Origin of the sequence: Sphingobacterium corticibacter (assembly GCF_003076635.1) — a bacterium.
Classification (GTDB): Bacteria; Bacteroidota; Bacteroidia; order Sphingobacteriales; family Sphingobacteriaceae; genus Sphingobacterium; species Sphingobacterium corticibacter.
Genome location: NZ_QDKG01000005.1, coordinates 257,055 through 272,674, shown reverse-complemented (window position 1 = coordinate 272,674; position 15,620 = coordinate 257,055). Strand labels below are relative to the sequence as shown.

10 protein-coding genes and 2 tRNA genes are annotated in these 15,620 nt (G+C 42.1%); 8 read left to right on the top strand and 4 right to left on the bottom strand.

Annotation, left to right across the window (positions count from 1 at the left end; translation table 11 throughout):
* Positions 1 to 68 precede the first annotated feature (68 nt).
* The 3 genes from DC487_RS14030 to DC487_RS14020 are packed head-to-tail and all read left to right on the top strand — an operon-like array spanning position 69 to position 5,777.
* On the top strand, positions 69 to 2,792 hold the full coding sequence (locus tag DC487_RS14030) for a TonB-dependent receptor (RefSeq protein ID WP_165799094.1): 2,724 nt from the start codon (positions 69 to 71) through the stop codon (positions 2,790 to 2,792).
* A 34-nt stretch (positions 2,793 to 2,826) separates the two neighbouring features.
* Positions 2,827 to 4,194 carry a DUF4876 domain-containing protein gene (locus tag DC487_RS14025; RefSeq protein WP_116776583.1) on the top strand — a complete coding sequence of 456 codons (1,368 nt, stop codon included), beginning with the start codon at positions 2,827 to 2,829 and terminating at the stop codon, positions 4,192 to 4,194.
* Between the two features lie 8 nt (positions 4,195 to 4,202).
* Positions 4,203 to 5,777, top strand: a complete 1,575-nt coding sequence (locus DC487_RS14020; protein WP_116776582.1) for a DUF6850 family outer membrane beta-barrel protein — start codon at positions 4,203 to 4,205, stop codon at positions 5,775 to 5,777.
* A 66-nt stretch (positions 5,778 to 5,843) separates the two neighbouring features.
* On the opposite strand, the gene DC487_RS14015 is transcribed toward DC487_RS14020, so the two are convergent.
* Positions 5,844 to 7,475: an ABC-F family ATP-binding cassette domain-containing protein gene (locus tag DC487_RS14015; protein ID WP_116776581.1), complete on the bottom strand. Its 1,632-nt coding sequence runs from the start codon at positions 7,473 to 7,475 to the stop codon at positions 5,844 to 5,846.
* Positions 7,476 to 7,721: 246 nt separating this feature from the next.
* Here DC487_RS14015 and DC487_RS14010 point away from each other — a divergent pair, with 246 nt between their 5' ends.
* The 5 genes from DC487_RS14010 (at position 7,722) to DC487_RS13990 (ending at position 14,582) form a co-directional block, all read left to right on the top strand.
* Positions 7,722 to 8,816: a hypothetical protein gene (locus DC487_RS14010; RefSeq protein ID WP_165799093.1), complete on the top strand. Its 1,095-nt coding sequence runs from the start codon at positions 7,722 to 7,724 to the stop codon at positions 8,814 to 8,816.
* A gap of 80 nt (positions 8,817 to 8,896) precedes the next feature.
* Positions 8,897 to 9,697, top strand: coding sequence for a class I SAM-dependent methyltransferase (locus tag DC487_RS14005; RefSeq protein ID WP_116776579.1), 801 nt, complete (start codon positions 8,897 to 8,899; stop codon positions 9,695 to 9,697).
* A gap of 365 nt (positions 9,698 to 10,062) precedes the next feature.
* On the top strand, positions 10,063 to 11,148 hold the full coding sequence (locus DC487_RS14000; protein WP_239016391.1) for a family 43 glycosylhydrolase: 1,086 nt from the start codon (positions 10,063 to 10,065) through the stop codon (positions 11,146 to 11,148).
* A gap of 66 nt (positions 11,149 to 11,214) precedes the next feature.
* Positions 11,215 to 13,689, top strand: a complete 2,475-nt coding sequence (locus DC487_RS13995; protein WP_116776578.1) for a glutaminase family protein — start codon at positions 11,215 to 11,217, stop codon at positions 13,687 to 13,689.
* Positions 13,690 to 13,877: 188 nt separating this feature from the next.
* Entirely contained in the window at positions 13,878 to 14,582 is a 705-nt protein-coding gene (locus DC487_RS13990) for an SMUG2 DNA glycosylase family protein (protein ID WP_116776577.1), read from the top strand.
* Positions 14,583 to 14,723: 141 nt separating this feature from the next.
* Here DC487_RS13990 and DC487_RS13985 read toward each other — a convergent pair whose 3' ends face one another.
* The 3 genes from DC487_RS13985 to DC487_RS13975 form a co-directional block, all read right to left on the bottom strand.
* The gene (locus DC487_RS13985) at positions 14,724 to 15,113 is read right to left on the bottom strand and encodes a DUF1398 domain-containing protein (RefSeq protein ID WP_116776576.1); all 390 of its coding nucleotides are present in this window, start codon (positions 15,111 to 15,113) and stop codon (positions 14,724 to 14,726) included.
* A gap of 219 nt (positions 15,114 to 15,332) precedes the next feature.
* Positions 15,333 to 15,417, bottom strand: a tRNA-Leu gene (locus DC487_RS13980).
* Positions 15,418 to 15,421: 4 nt separating this feature from the next.
* Positions 15,422 to 15,497 (bottom strand) — tRNA-Gly (locus tag DC487_RS13975).
* Between the last annotated feature and the right edge of the window lie 123 nt (positions 15,498 to 15,620).

The following is a 15,620-nucleotide window of genomic DNA, read 5'->3' as shown; positions in this document are numbered from 1 at the left end:
TTGCACACTATTTAGAATAAATATAAATAATGGTCAACCTAGGGAAAATATGCGTTATCGCTATCAAAATGGCGTGTGTAATTCTTCTTGTTATCCATCTCATCCCTTTGTCGGGGCAAGCGCAGGTCCGTAAAATTCCCAATATATCTGGAATAGTTTACGATGGCCACGTAGGGGAAAAGCTTTCTTTGGCTAACGTATATATAGAGGAAACACAACAGCAAACTCGTACAGATAAGCAAGGTGCTTTTAGTATTTCGTTGTCGGCTTATGAAGGTGATATCACCTTAATCGTTTCGTATATCGGCAAAAAAACTATTAAGCAAAAAATCGCTAAAAGCGATCTGAACAAACCTATAGTTGTCACTTTGGTGGACAATAGTTTAACGTTGGAGCAGATCGATGTAAACCCGACGTTTGAAGGAACCAAGAACTCTATTTCGTCCATTACCTTCGACGAAGAAGCTATAGAACGCGTGCAAGCATTTAGTTTGTTGGACGTACTGAATAATTTGCCAGGCAGACAGATCAGCGCGCCAAATATCAATGCACCGCAAACGCTCACTTTACGTAATACCTTGGGTGGTAGCGATGCGCTGAACAATTCGTTGGGTGTGCCTATTATTATGGACGGTGTAGCCTTATCGAATGATGCAAATATGCAATCTCGCTTGCCAGGGCAATGGGGAATGGGCGGTAGCGCGTTGCCAGCAACGAATGGTGGGAATACGGCAGATGTGCCGTTTCGAGGTATTGATTTACGCGAAATCCCCGTCGAATCCATTGAAAAGATTGAAGTAATTCAAGGCGTGGCATCGGCTGAATTTGGTGAATTGACGGATGGTGCTATTTTGATCGAGCGTAAAGCGGGACGATCTCCATGGCATTTTACTACCAACATCAATGGCGGATCGCAGAATTACTCGCTCAATAAAGGGTTCGATTTGCCGAAAGGCTGGGGTGGATTGATGGTAGATGGTAATTATGCGAAATCGAACTCCAATCTCACCGACCGTTTTCAGGAATATCGCCGCTATGGCATGGGTATCCGGTGGAATACGCCACAGTACCGCTATTTCCGTAATAAGCTCAGTATAGATTTTAATCAACGATTGGATGAGGTAAAGCTCGATCCGGACGACGATACACAAAAAAGCTATGAATCTACCGAATCGGGAATCCGTATTTCTAATAATATGGTCATTAAGGTAGATAAACCTTGGCTCGATGATATCAATTTTAGTGCTTCGTACTCCGAACGCAATCAAGAAAGTTCTGCGCAGGTGTTGTTGAATCGCGGTGGAATACCGGTTGGCGGAAAAGATACAACTGGAATCTATGAAGGCCTATTGGTAAGTGGTCGGTATATGTCAGAAGAGCGCATCGTCGGTAATCCCATTACGGCTAGTGCCAACTTACGATTTGCTAGCCGTTTTCGGCTGGGCGGATTCTCCCATGTACTGAGTTATGGCGCGAATGGAAATTACGCGAATAATGGTGGGCGAGGAATAATTGCGGACCCACTGCGTCCGCGCTGGATAGACGTTAGTGACCAAAATGTACGACCGTATTCTTTTGAACTTACGCCGGCAATATTTAATGCTGGGCTTTACCTGACCGATAATATTCGCTATCGCTGGTTGGGCAAAGCGATGAACAGCAGCTTGGGTATTCGGTTTGATTCGCAAAACGGATCTTTATCGGTGCAGCCTCGGCTCAGTACACAAATCGTGCTTGACAAGCATTGGCAAGTATCTGCAGCGTACGGTATTGCGACGAAGTCGCCTACTTTATTACACCGATATCCACCGCCAACATGGATCGATATTCCGCTCGGAAATGTGAGTTATGGTAATACCAGTCTTTATCTCTTGCATACCGAAAGGATTGAATTGGCTAATGCCAACTTGAAACCCAGCCGATCGATGCAAGGTGAGCTCAACATCAATTATAGAGATAAATTCATCTCTTCGAGATTGAATGGCTATTTTAAGCATAATACCAATGGATTTAATTCGGTCAAGCAATTTTATCCCGTCACTTTGCCGCAATTTGCCTTTGAATATGATGCGACGGCAGGCAAAATAAATTATAATGAGACGGGTGAGTACGTCACCTATTACGACAACTCGGTGAATCAGATTGCCAATGTTAGAAGTTCCTACACGTATGGTTTTGACTGGTCATTGTCTACGAAGAAAATCAAAGCGATCGAAACCAGTTTTCTAACCAGTACCTCATTTATCCTCTCGCGGCAAGATAATGGCGATATCTTGGAAGATACCCGCCTGGCACAACCGGTGGTTATTGATGGTCAAAATATTTGGTATGCTTTATATAATCCATTAAATAGTCAGCAGCGCTATATTCTTACAAGTAAGTTGAATTCGACGACGCATATTCCTAAACTAGGTTTTGTGATCATGACCTACATGGATATCAATTGGATGAACAAAATGTCATCCTTGCATAAAGCAGCTACACAGCCCGCCATTGCCTACCTCGATGCGACGATGCAACGCGTTTGGCTGACGCCAGAACAGCAAGCAGCCGGCATTATTCCCGGACGCGATCTGAGTGCAAGTAGCTCGGAGCAGCGCATCGTATACGCTAATTTCTCCGTTTCTGTGGCTAAGGAAATTGGCAAGAAAATGCGGATTGCGGTGACGGCTTACAATACCTTCAACTTGCGCCCGCAATCTTCCTTCATCAATCCCACTAACGGAATAGAAGTCATTACGCGTTATAATAGCCCATTGAGTATTACGGGCGGAGTATCCTTTAAATTATAAGATAAATTGAATAATAATCAACCCAATCACATATATGAAAACTAGAATTACTTTATTATTTGCCTCCATTACGCTATTGATTATAGCCGGATGTCAAAAAGACCAGCAACAAGCGATACCAGTCAATGTACAGATACAACTGGCTGTGGACGAAGAGAAGGTGCCTTTTACAGTTCCCTATGATAAAGCCGAAATTACCCTAGAAAGCAATGCGAATAGTACAAAATATACCCTAAAAGCCAATGCGAATGGTCAGATCCAATTGAGCGATATGGTTCCGGGCATATATTCGGTAAATGTATCACTGAAACTAACTGCGGCGGAATATACCGCATTGACGGGTACAAATCAAGAAGATGATTTCTTCTTAAACTATGCTTTAAATAATAAATCCATTTTTGCGGACGAGAACTTTACCATTACTTTGGTTCCTAGTGAAACAGTCGGTGGTTTTGTGATCAAACAAATTTATTACGCTGGCTCCGATACAAGAAGTGCCGCTACCAACCGGGATAATTTTATTGAGATTTATAATAATACCTCCGAAGATCTATATGCAGATAGTTTGTTATTGGTCACCATTTATGGAAAACCCAATCGCAGTACCGATGCTTACTCGTTATCGAACAATCAGTTTGATTGGAGTAAATCTGTGGGTATGATTTTTTCAAATGGTGATCCAAACGAAGACTTCGTGTATGCTAAATCTATAATGCGTATACCAAGCGATGGTACAGGAAAAAAACATAAGGTCGAACCGGGCAAAAGCATTATCGTTGCGGCTACTGCGGTGAATCATGCCGGATCGTACACGGATTTGAATGGAAAGGTCATCACTGCAGGTGATCCGACGTTGACCGTAGATTTGAGCGGTGCAGATTTTGAGGTAAATATGGCAGAATACCTCAAGCGGATCAATGCGGCGAGCTCACCTTTGGCGACTGATGTCGATAACCTAAATGTACCTAATATGGATGTGATCTTTATAGATCAAGGACGCGATTGGACTTTCACACCACAAACACGTGAATCGTATGCGATTGTAAAATTGGATGCTTCTATCCAAGTAGAAAATCTGCCAGCTTTCGCATCACCTATTGAGCGTACCGTTTCCACGGATACACGCCGCTATCCACAGTTGCCAACTCAGTATATTATCGATGCGGTAGAAGTGGAAACACCTGTTGTAGCCGATCGTTTGCCAAGACGTTTGCCACAGCGTTTTGACGCCGGGGCGATTTCCGTTCCAGGTGGACCGTTCTCCAGCCAATCTGTCGTCCGTAAAACGGCCAAAAAGGTCAATGGACGACGTATCTTGTTAGATACCAACAATTCTACGAACGACTTTGGGTTCTTGAATCGTGCGAACTCATCTAAAGGCGAAAGCTCTTTTATTGATTAATAAAACACATGAGTACTAGATTAGTAATCACCTTATTGTTATTAGTCCAAGTTGTCGCTGCGCATGCGCAGCGCAGCTTGGACTCTGTTTATTTCTTTCGACAAGACCAGCAGTTTGCGGAAGCCTTGATTTTGTCGCCCACGTTCAGGATGCAATCGGATCGGGAAAGCTACGGCATGGTTCAGTTGAATCAACAATTTGGTGGAGGCAGCTTTCGGAAAGCACAGCAGGCTTACAGCGAGCGGATGACCAATTTTGTGGCCACAGGATTCAATCAGTTAGGGCGATTCCAGATTGGTGCTCGTTTCGAATTTAATAATCAATTCGAAGATAGTTTAGCCAATAGTTTGCGTAGCAATATGAATGAGCTAGCGCCCTATTATGCTTACGCAAATAAAAGCGGAGAGTATCAACGGCAGAATTATATCTTGAACGCGGCGCTAGGTTATAAGGTGAATGCGCATATACAACCTTTTTTGAAACTAGATTACCACCGGCATTGGTCTGCCGGCACGGTAGATCCGCGCTTGAGTTCTCAGCGTTTTGAATTGAGAGCTCGTCCGGGTGTGGCTTTTAAGATCGATAATCACGCAGTTGGTATTTACGGACTCATTGGTAAGGCAGATGAGCAGGTAAGTTTAGTCTACAAAAGCTTGGTATTTAAAGAATCGTCCTTATATCCGGATCGCATCTATCATATGAGTTATGGATATGGTAGCTCTGTTGTACGCGATTCTGTGGCCCGCTCTAAGGTCGATACTTACAAAGGTGCTGGTTTAGAATATGCCGCTACCATGAATGGATGGCGTGTGCAAGCTGTAGGAGAATACCAATGGTATCACAATACGAATCAAGTCAATGATAAATCTTCCGTAAAGTACAGTGGCCCGTTAGGCATTTTCGATTTGCATAGCGTCCATGGACAAATTGCTTTGTATAGCCCATCGAACAAAAGCAAACAACAGATGCTCACCGTAAATGGCGGATATCAAATAGGATCAGATGGTAATACCAGAACGACAGGAAGCTTGGAAATTGTCAATTACAAAGTGAATACGATGGATTTAGCAGGCAGTTATCGTCTACTTTGGGGGAAGGATAAAGCTACCGTCAAAGAAATTGGTTTAGATTTAAGTCATCACACCATTCGCAGACAAGATTTGGTACAATCAGTTTTGCTCGATGCAGGAAATATGGAATTGGGATTGTGGGCGAGTCTGTATCACACGCGCGCTTCGGGCAATAGCATCCGACTATCGGCTCATCCCTATTTGAATCTACCTACATCTACGACATTAAATTACAATCCGATCGCAAAATCTGAATTCGTCAAGAATGTGGTTTTCACCGATTATTACTATTATCAAGCACGTTATTGGGGAGCACAATTAAAAGGCGAATATATTGGTCGCTTTTTCGGGAAGAATGACTTAGGATTTTTTGCCGCAGTGGACTATCGCAAAGCGACAGATCCTAGCTTGCGCGCGGATCTAGATCCTACTTTTGTGCCACAAGGAAGCCGTTGGCAAGCACAGGTTGGTGTGCGTATGTATATCAATGAGGCACGAGCTACAGGCAGATAAAAGAATCCAGCTTTATCATATGACAAACATTTAATTCAAAATGACATAGCAATAGAAGTATAATAACTATTTCTCAATATCTTTGAGGTTATCCATTCTCTTGTATTCTAAGAATCCTTTGATATCCTCAAAATGTTCGCGGACACGCTTGTTGCCAAATTCAAATACCTTTTTCGCAAGTCCATCTAGGAAATCTCGATCATGCGATACCAAAATCAACGTCCCATCAAAATCCTGCAACGCATCTTTGATGATGTCTTTGGTTTTCATGTCCAAATGGTTGGTCGGCTCATCGAGAATTAACACATTAACCGGTTCTAAGAGCAATTTGATCATCGCCAAACGTGTTTTCTCACCACCGGAAAGCACTTTCACCTTCTTCGTGGTATCTTCTCCACTGAACATAAATGCGCCTAAGAGATCTTTGATTTTGACCCGTACATCACCGACAGCAATCTGGTCAATCGTTTCAAAAACCGTCATTTCCTGATCCAGCAAAGCCGCTTGATTCTGTGCGAAGTAACCGATCTTGACATTGTGACCCACTTTTAGCGATCCTTCGAAATCAATCTCGCCCATGATCGCTTTGATCATCGTCGACTTTCCTTCACCATTTTTACCTACGAAAGCTACTTTTTCACCCTGCTCGATTACCATAGAAGCTTTCTCAAATACGGTGTGCTCGCCATATCGTTTGGTTAATTCCTCGACCATCACCGGATATTTACCAGAGCGTGGAGCAGGAGGGAACTTCAATCGCAATGCCGAAGTATCTACCTCATCTACTTCGATAATCTCTAATTTTTCCAACATCTTCACACGCGATTGTACCTGTAATGTCTTCGAATACGTACCCCGGAAGCGGTCGATAAACTCCTGATTGTCGGCAATGAAGCGCTGTTGTTCTTCGTAAGCTTTCAACTGATGTTGGCGTCGTTCTTTGCGCAATTCTAGGTAATGGCTGTAAGTCGCTTTGTAATCATAAATGCGACCCATCGTCACCTCAATGGTACGGTTGGTAATATTGTCGACAAATGCACGGTCATGGGAAATCACGACCACCGCTTTGGCAGAATTGATCAAGAAATCTTCCAACCATTGTATGCTCTCAATATCCATGTGGTTGGTGGGCTCATCGAGCAAAATTAGATCTGGTTTTTTGAGTAAGATTTTGGCCAATTCGATGCGCATGCGCCATCCTCCCGAAAACTCCGATGTTTGACGGGTGAAATCTGATCGCTCAAATCCTAAACCTTTCAACACCTTTTCTACTTCCGCGTCGTAATTGGTTTCTTCCAACGAATAAAAACGTTCGCTCAACTCCGAAACCTGCTCGATCAGCTCCATGTAAGAATCACTTTCGTAATCCGTTCGCACGGTCAACTGTTCATTCAGTTCCTCCAACTGCGCTTGCATTTGATAGACTTCGTCAAATGCTTTGGAAGTTTCCTCAAACACGCTCACATTGTCTTGCGTCAAAAGATGCTGCGGTAGGTAAGCGATCACCGCTTCTTTCGGGGCGGAAATGTTACCTGTTGAAGGCTTTCCTGCTCCCGCAATGATTTTTAATAAAGTAGATTTACCTGCGCCGTTCTTGCCCATTAAGGCAATTTTATCATTTTCATTGATCGAGAAAGATACGTCACTAAAAAGGGTGGTGCCGCCGAAGGAAACCGAGATATTGTTGATGCTAATCACTGTGTTTGCTATTGAAATGTTCGCAAAGATAATGGATTTTGTCGGCTCATAAAGTTTTGTCGTAGGGAATAAATGTTTGATGTGATATCGGGTGTTTTGCTAACGAATGTGAGACTCTATGGATGACAAAATCAAATGCAAATAACCATCATCATGCATTGTAAGCCACACTTTTTATATATACATGTTATCTACAACGGATGATACCTGCAAATCATGGAATTAGATTTGCAGATCTGTTCACCTATGAAAAACTATTCTCGAATGTATTACGATCGCAAGACACTTATTGTCTTTTTATTTCTTAGCCTATTCCTTTGTCAGATCATTTCATGCAAAAAGAATAATGATGAGGAATTGCCAGAAGAGCCAGAAAACATACAAGTAGATATTTACGCAACAGGTATTCGCAAAGAAAATAGTATCAATAAACCATTTTACGTGCATAATAATGTCGCACATTCTCTGCCTTATAGTGGAAATGTTGCTGCTATTGCCTCAGATATTTTCGTATCTAATGATGATGTGTATGTGGTAGGATACGTCAACCGAGATGCTAGTGCTATGGCTCAACCAGCTAAAGCGATGTTGTGGAAAAATAGTATTCCTGAAGAACTTGCTATTCCTAATAGGGCTACCGCGCGAGCTTTAGCGGTGTATGTAGTTGCTTCCGACGTATATGTCGTTGGAACTATTAGCGTTGCTGGCCGAGCGATTCCGACTTTGTGGAAAAATGGCGAGGCTAGTACCATTGGTGATGGGAATTTGTCGGCTTATCCGCAAGATGTTATGGTTGTAGGAAATGATGTGTATATCGCGGGATACGAAAATAATAGTGGTAGCAATACCGCGGTTTATTGGAAGAATAATGTGCGCTATGCCTTATCAAAACCCAATGTGAATACCTTTAGTACCGGCATTTTTGTAGATGGCGCAGATGTATATGTAGCAGGTTATGCAGATGCTGAATTTGATCAGAATGCCAAATATTGGAAGAATGGCGAAGAAGCGGTATTGCCATCTGGAGATATTTATTCGCGTACTGGAGCGATTGCGGTAGACGATGGCCAAGTCTATGTTTGTGGTCAGGTACAGCAAGGAGAAAACTTGATGGGTCGTATTTGGCGTAACAAGGAGATAATGGAACTGCAAACTCCATACGGACCAGCACGTTCTGCTTCGGGTATGCACGTGATCAAACGAAATGTCTACACAGTGGGAGCTGTGCGTTCGGAAACGGGGAATATGCCCACCTTATGGGTTAATGGTGCAGTACAGGAATTCGGTCCATTTTCTACGGAATTTGCCAACATCAACAGTATTTTTGTCGTCGAAAAATAGCGAATAAGTAGTAGTGATATGTTTCTCGGATTTCGGTGGACGATGAAGAATTTCATATCTTTAGGTTCACGACTTAAAATATGACTAAAAGCGAAGACTACATAGCCATTAATCGCGTATCTTGGAACAATAGAACGGATGCACATTTGAAATCTGCATTTTATGATATGCCGGGCTTTTTGCAAGGCAAAAGCTCACTGAAAGATATTGAGCTTCAATTGTTAGGTGATGTGCGAGACAAGTCCATCTTGCACTTGCAATGTCATTTTGGACAAGATTCTATCTCTCTAAGTCGATCAGGTGCGGAAGTAACTGGCGTGGATCTATCTGATAAAGCGATACAAACTGCCGTTGATATTGCGAAGCAAACTAATTCTTCCGCAAAATTTATCTGCAGTGATATCTATGATCTGCCGTCTCATCTGAACGAGCAATTTGATTATGTATTTACCAGCTATGGCGTGATTGGTTGGTTGCCCGATTTGGATCGTTGGGCCAAAATCATCAGCCATTATCTTAAGCCTAGTGGCAAATTGGTGTTTGTAGAATTTCATCCGGTCGTCTGGATGTTTGATGATGATTTTACTAAAGTAGGATATAATTATTTCAACTCAGGTGCGATCAAAGAAAACGAAAATGGCACCTATGCCGATAAAGATGCTAATATTAATCAGGATTATGTGATGTGGAATCACAGTTTGGGTGAGGTGTTGGGGAGTTTATTGGCCAATGGATTACAGGTTTCTCATTTTGAGGAGTTTGATTATTCACCGTACGATTGTTTTAGTCATACCGTAGAATTTGAGCCTGGAAAGTTTCGGATTCAGCATTTGGAAAATAGGATTCCGATGCTGTATGCGTTGGTAGCTAGTAAGATATGATAAATGTTGGCACCTATATTGATGAGATAAACTTAAAAAAGATTATTATGAGTGACTTAATAATCCTTCACATACTGGAGGGCATCTTCGTCTTTTGCACTACCTGGCATGCCTACATCGTATTCCGCAAGAAGATTTTACATCTTTAATGACTAGAGATATACGATAGCAAATTGCGCTATTGCATGATTTGCTAAAACCTTTTTATGAGACAATTTGGATATTTTATGAACTAAATTGATAGATTGCTACGAGCATTAATGTCTAAATTCGTTATAGATTCTTGTCTACAACTAATCAGCAATGCCGATATGCTACCTGTGTCGGCATTGCAACCATTATAAATTGAGTTAATTCTTGTACAGATGTTTGTGAATTTTTCTAAAGTTTCTTTTCCCATCGCAGCGGGAGCCATGGTGTTATTTGGCTTCGGTAATTCTACACGTAGCGATTCCAGCAGTATTCAATCTGCAGATTCATTGGTAACTTATGCAAATCCTGTTTTTGAGCCGATTTTGGCAGATCCATCTGTATATCGAGATCCGTCTACTGGAGCATTTTACGCTTATGGTACGCAAGATAATTGGGGTGATGGCCAAGGAAGTCGGCTTGTGCCTATTTTACAATCAACGGATCTCGTACATTGGAATTTGGTAGGAACTGCTTTGAAAGAAAAGCCGACTTGGAAGTCGGCGGGAGGTATTTGGGCGCCAGATGTCGTGAAAGTCAAGGATCAATATCACATGTATTACGCCTATTCGACTTGGGGCGATCCAAATCCCGGCATAGGCTTAGCGATTGGCAAATCACCACAAGGACCATTTACCGATCAAGGAAAGGTATTTGACAGTAAAAGCATCGATGTGCCCAACTCCATCGATCCATTTTATTACGAAGACAAAGGTAAAAAATACTTGTTCTGGGGCAGCTTTAGCGATGCGCCAACTCAAGGCAATTTTGGGGTAGAATTGACGAAGGATGGTTTGGCTCTTGCTCCGAATGCAAAGAAATTCAAAGTAGCAGCGGGCGATTTTGAGGCCGTCATTATCCACAAAAGAAACAATTATTACTATTTTATTGGATCGAAAGGCAGCTGTTGCGAAGGTAAGAAAAGTACATACCGTGTGTTGGTCGGTCGCTCACATACACTTAAAGGTCCTTATCTCGATAAAAATGGAAAAGATATCGCTGAGCGTGGTAACGGTACATTAGTGTTGAAAGGAAATTCTAGATTTGTCGGTACTGGACACAATTCACGTATTATCACCGATGATCAAAAGCAAGATTGGATGCTATACCATGGCATAGATATGCATAATGATCGGGTAGGCAGCGGTACATCAAGACGGGTATTGATGCTCGATCCAATTCACTGGCAAGATGATTGGCCAACCGTCACCGGCGACACCGCAAGTTTTGCTCGACAAGCGGCGCCTTATTTCAAAAAATAACCTATTAGAATCCCAGGATTGATTGCTAATCAATAAATGTGATGATTCCTGAAACGTTTAAATACTATGATAAAACGATTTTTTACTGGCGTGATGATGATCGCCCTAGCGTTGACTGCTACAGCACAATCCACTAAAAGTAGTCTTCGGGCACCAGCCTATCCATTGATCACTATTGACCCGAATACTAGCGCTTGGTCGTACACCGATGAACTGTACGGGTCTACCGTAAAACATTGGACAGAGCGTCCATTTCCATTATTAGGTGTATTGAAAGTAGGCGATGAAAGCTACCGCTTTATGGGGACAGAAGAAGTGGAAGTGTATGCTTTGCTTTCTATGGGCGAAGATGCCGCTTGGGATGGAAAATATACGACCAAAATGCCATCTGGAAATTGGTTCTCTCCTAAATTCGATGATAAAGGTTGGAAGACTGGTAAAGGAGCATTCGGTACGCCAGATAGTGAAAAAGCTTCAAAAACGGCTTGGAATGAAGAGAAAATCTGGGTACGTCGTCCATTTAAATTAGATCAGGATCTAAACGGTAAAACTGTTTACCTAGAATATTCCCATGATGATGATGTCGTGCTTTATCTGGATGGGAAAGAAATCGTAAATAGCGGACCAGCGACTGGCAAAAATAAGCGTGTGAAACTAAGTCCTGAACAGACAGCCAAACTAACAAGAGGTGAACATTTGATCGCTGGATACTGTCACAATACGGGCGGAAATGGTTTCTTTGATGTGGGTGTTGTAGTCGAGAAAGATACACCACGATCGTTTGAAAAAACAGCACAACAGATCTCGGTCGATGTGCAAGCCATGCAGACGCATTACACTTTCCGCTGTGGCGATGTGGATCTGAAAATCACGTTTACCGCGCCTTTGTTTCTGGATGATTTGAATCTTGTTGCACGTCCAGTAAACTATATTTCGTACGATATCAAGAGTGACACACCTCGTGAGATGTCTATCTATTTTGAAGCAGCACCGAATTGGGCTTTAAACCTTCCTTCGCAAGCATCGACTTCGTCGACCAGTAAGCAAGGAAACTTATTATTTGCCAAAACAGGCAGTGCCGCACAACCAGTATTGCAACGTAGTGGAGATCATATCAATATCGATTGGGGCTATTTTTATTTAGCGGGTAGCGATCAAAATGCCCATGTGGGAACCGGTGGTAGTCAGGCATTGCGAAAAGCATTTGCTGCGGGCAATGACATTACTGCGGTAAGCGGAGCGGGATCTGATGGGCATCAAAATATTGCTTACACGAAATCATTCCTTGTCAATGGGACGCACCATGATCATGTGATGGTAGGTTATGATGATGTGTATTCGATTCAATATTTTGGCGAAAACTTGCGTGGTTATTGGAACGTCGATGGAAAAAACTCTATCGAAGCAGTATTTGCCAAAGCAGATCAACAATATAAGACATTGCGCAAGCGAGCTGATGCTTTTGATGCAGATTTTATGCGTCAATATACGGCTACAGGCGGTAAAGAATATGCAGAATTGTGTGCATTGGCGTACCGCCAATCGATTGCTGCACACAAATTGGTAGAAGCGCCGAATGGCGATTTGATGCTGTTATCGAAAGAAAATGATAGCAACGGGTCGATTGGTACAGTGGATGTGACGTATCCTTCTGCTCCATTGTATTTGTACTACAATCCCGAATTAGCGAAAGCACTTTTGAACTTCATCTTTGCCTACAGTGAAAGTGGAAAATGGACGAAGCCATTTGCGGCGCATGATATCGGTACGTATCCATTGGCCAACGGACAAACATATGGTGGTGATATGCCTGTGGAAGAGTCTGGTAATATGTTGATCTTAACTTATGCCATTGCGCGCATGGAACAACATGCCAAGTATGCAGAAAAGCACTGGGATGTATTGACGACATGGACCGACTATTTGGTAGAGAATGGTTTGGATCCAGATAATCAATTGTGTACAGACGATTTTGCAGGTCACTTTGCACACAATGCGAATCTATCCATCAAAGCGATTGTAGGTATCGGTTCGTATGCGAAAATGGCTGCGATGTTGGGTAAAAAGGATATAGCCGCGAAGTATGAAGCCATTGCCAAAGATATGGCTGCCAAATGGAAAAATATGGCCAATGATGGCGATCATTACCGCCTGACGTTTGATAAATCGGGCACCTGGAGCCAAAAATATAATATGGTGTGGGATAAATTGTTTGATATGGGCTTGTTCGATAAAGATATTATCGATACTGAAATCGCCTATTACCTGACAAAGCAAAATGAATATGGCTTGCCATTAGATAATCGCGAAACATACACTAAAACGGATTGGATCTGTTGGACGGCTACTATGGCGAATGATAAGGCTACTTTCGAGCAATTTGTAAAGCCAGTACATCATTTTATGAATAATTGTACCACGCGTACGCCAATGTCGGATTGGGTATTTACCGATAAACCAGTTCGCAGAGGCTTCAAAGCACGTTCCGTAGTAGGCGGATACTTTATCAAGATGCTAGAAGAAAAGATTGCCGCGCAATAACAGCGCAGTGCACTGTACTTTAAAATAGAAAAGCGGCTCTTATTGGAGCCGCTTTCTTGTAATATGGGTTTGGCTGCCGCGAGATCACTATGCTTTATTTTTATGCTTAAACGAAAACAATCCGTATGGACAATTAGTATTGTCCATACATATAGGAACAATACAGATAGAGGAAAGAGCATTATATTATGAGTAAAGCGCAGACCTTCGCAGAAGAAGTAATCGATTTTAACCAAAAGCTACGCTATGATGGTTTGCTACCAGATGGATTTCGTGTGATCAATCCATATATGGATAATCCAGAAACCATGCCCGTGATGCGGCAGTTTTACGAAAAATACTATAATGATACAGAGCAACGTAGATTTATTATTGGTATTAATCCCAGCCGTCATGGTGCAGGGGTCACGGGCGTACCATTTACCGATACCAAACGATTGGAAAGCGTTTGCGGCATACCGATGCAATCAGCACATACACATGAGATTTCCTCCGTTTTTATTTACGATGTGATTGCAGCTTACGGCGGAGCCAAAGCTTTTTATCAGAATTTTTATATCAATTCCCCTTTTCCTTTAGCATTGACTCGTTTGCAAAATGGTAAGTGGATTAATGCCAATTATTACGACGATAAGAGGCTATTTGAGATGGTCAAGGATTTTATGATCGCGTCACTTCGCAAGCATATTAGTCTGGGATTAGATACCTCGGAAGTGATTGTTCTTGGCAAGAAGAATACGCAGTTTATTCAAAAGCTGAATAAGGAGGCAATGCTTTTTGATCGCTTAATTACAGTAGATCATCCGCGCTACATTCAACAATATAAATCAAGGGAAAAACAGTTATACATTGATCAATATTTAATAGCATTGAATAACCATACAGATTATTAGCATATAACCTTAAACAAGAATTATCGAGCTTTAATTAATTAAATTCATTTTACAGCGTATAGAAAGCATGCGTCGATCTTTGAGAGATATCAGCGCGACTTTATCTATTATTTTGGAAGGCACGAAGTGCTTGTTATTTTGTTATTGCGGAATCTGCTCAGTGAGTATTTCATTCTGTGCCAGATCGTAATAAGTACAAGTCATATCGTCCATGCGGATCTTCCATTTTTCAATGCCGTTTTCTGCACACATGCGTATAAAGGTGATGTAGTCGGTTTTACCCTGCTGGTGGGCGAGAAGTTCAGCTTTAAATAGGGTCACGTTTAATTGCGCTGCAATCTGAATGGGATCATAACGCTCGGATACTTGTACCGTATAGTTATCATTTCCATGATAATCAATACGTCCGTCGCTCACGTAGGCTTCGTAATGTGTAACGCCTAATTCTTTTATCTCTCGCATATAAGCTGGGAAATCTGCACCAGACTTTACTTTGCTATGTGCTGCCTTTAGTTGTTCTGCTGTAAACATAATTTTGCTTTCAAAATATTAGTTTAATAATGATGGTATTCACTATAAATTTAAGGATTTGATTGGAATTAATAATCTGTACTGGCTGATTCTTGTGATTCAGCTAGAGTATGTCTACAAAATGTCTACAAAAAGTATGAATTGGCTGCCCATAGAGACATTTGGTCAGGGTCATAAAACAACAAAACCCTTCATATCTCGAAGATATGAAGGGTTTTGTACCTAGGGCGGGAATCGAACCCGCACTCCCTTAACGGGAACAGGATTTTAAGTCCTGCGTGTCTACCAGTTTCACCACCTAGGCATTGTGGAGCGAAAGACGAGATTCGAACTCGCGACCCCGACCTTGGCAAGGTCGTGCTCTACCAACTGAGCTACTTTCGCTTTTGGTGCTGCAAATATAGCTAGAAAAATGATATGCAGAAATTATTTGTGCGTTTCAGCGCCGTCAAGTACACTAAAGGCCTAGTAATGCGCTAATTATTTTTGTTAGAACTGTCACCATGA

What these genes read in the sequence shown, in the direction of transcription:
- DC487_RS14000 (WP_239016391.1), top strand. Translation starts at nt 10,063, where the DNA reads ATGTTTGTGAATTTTTCTAAAGTTTCTTTTCCCATCGCAGCGGGAGCC.
- DC487_RS14010 (WP_165799093.1), top strand. Translation starts at nt 7,722, where the DNA reads ATGAAAAACTATTCTCGAATGTATTACGATCGCAAGACACTTATTGTC.
- DC487_RS13995 (WP_116776578.1), top strand. Translation starts at nt 11,215, where the DNA reads ATGATAAAACGATTTTTTACTGGCGTGATGATGATCGCCCTAGCGTTG.
- DC487_RS13985 (WP_116776576.1), bottom strand. Translation starts at nt 15,113, where the DNA reads ATGTTTACAGCAGAACAACTAAAGGCAGCACATAGCAAAGTAAAGTCT.
- DC487_RS13990 (WP_116776577.1), top strand. Translation starts at nt 13,878, where the DNA reads ATGAGTAAAGCGCAGACCTTCGCAGAAGAAGTAATCGATTTTAACCAA.
- DC487_RS14025 (WP_116776583.1), top strand. Translation starts at nt 2,827, where the DNA reads ATGAAAACTAGAATTACTTTATTATTTGCCTCCATTACGCTATTGATT.
- DC487_RS14020 (WP_116776582.1), top strand. Translation starts at nt 4,203, where the DNA reads ATGAGTACTAGATTAGTAATCACCTTATTGTTATTAGTCCAAGTTGTC.
- DC487_RS14005 (WP_116776579.1), top strand. Translation starts at nt 8,897, where the DNA reads ATGACTAAAAGCGAAGACTACATAGCCATTAATCGCGTATCTTGGAAC.
- DC487_RS14030 (WP_165799094.1), top strand. Translation starts at nt 69, where the DNA reads ATGGCGTGTGTAATTCTTCTTGTTATCCATCTCATCCCTTTGTCGGGG.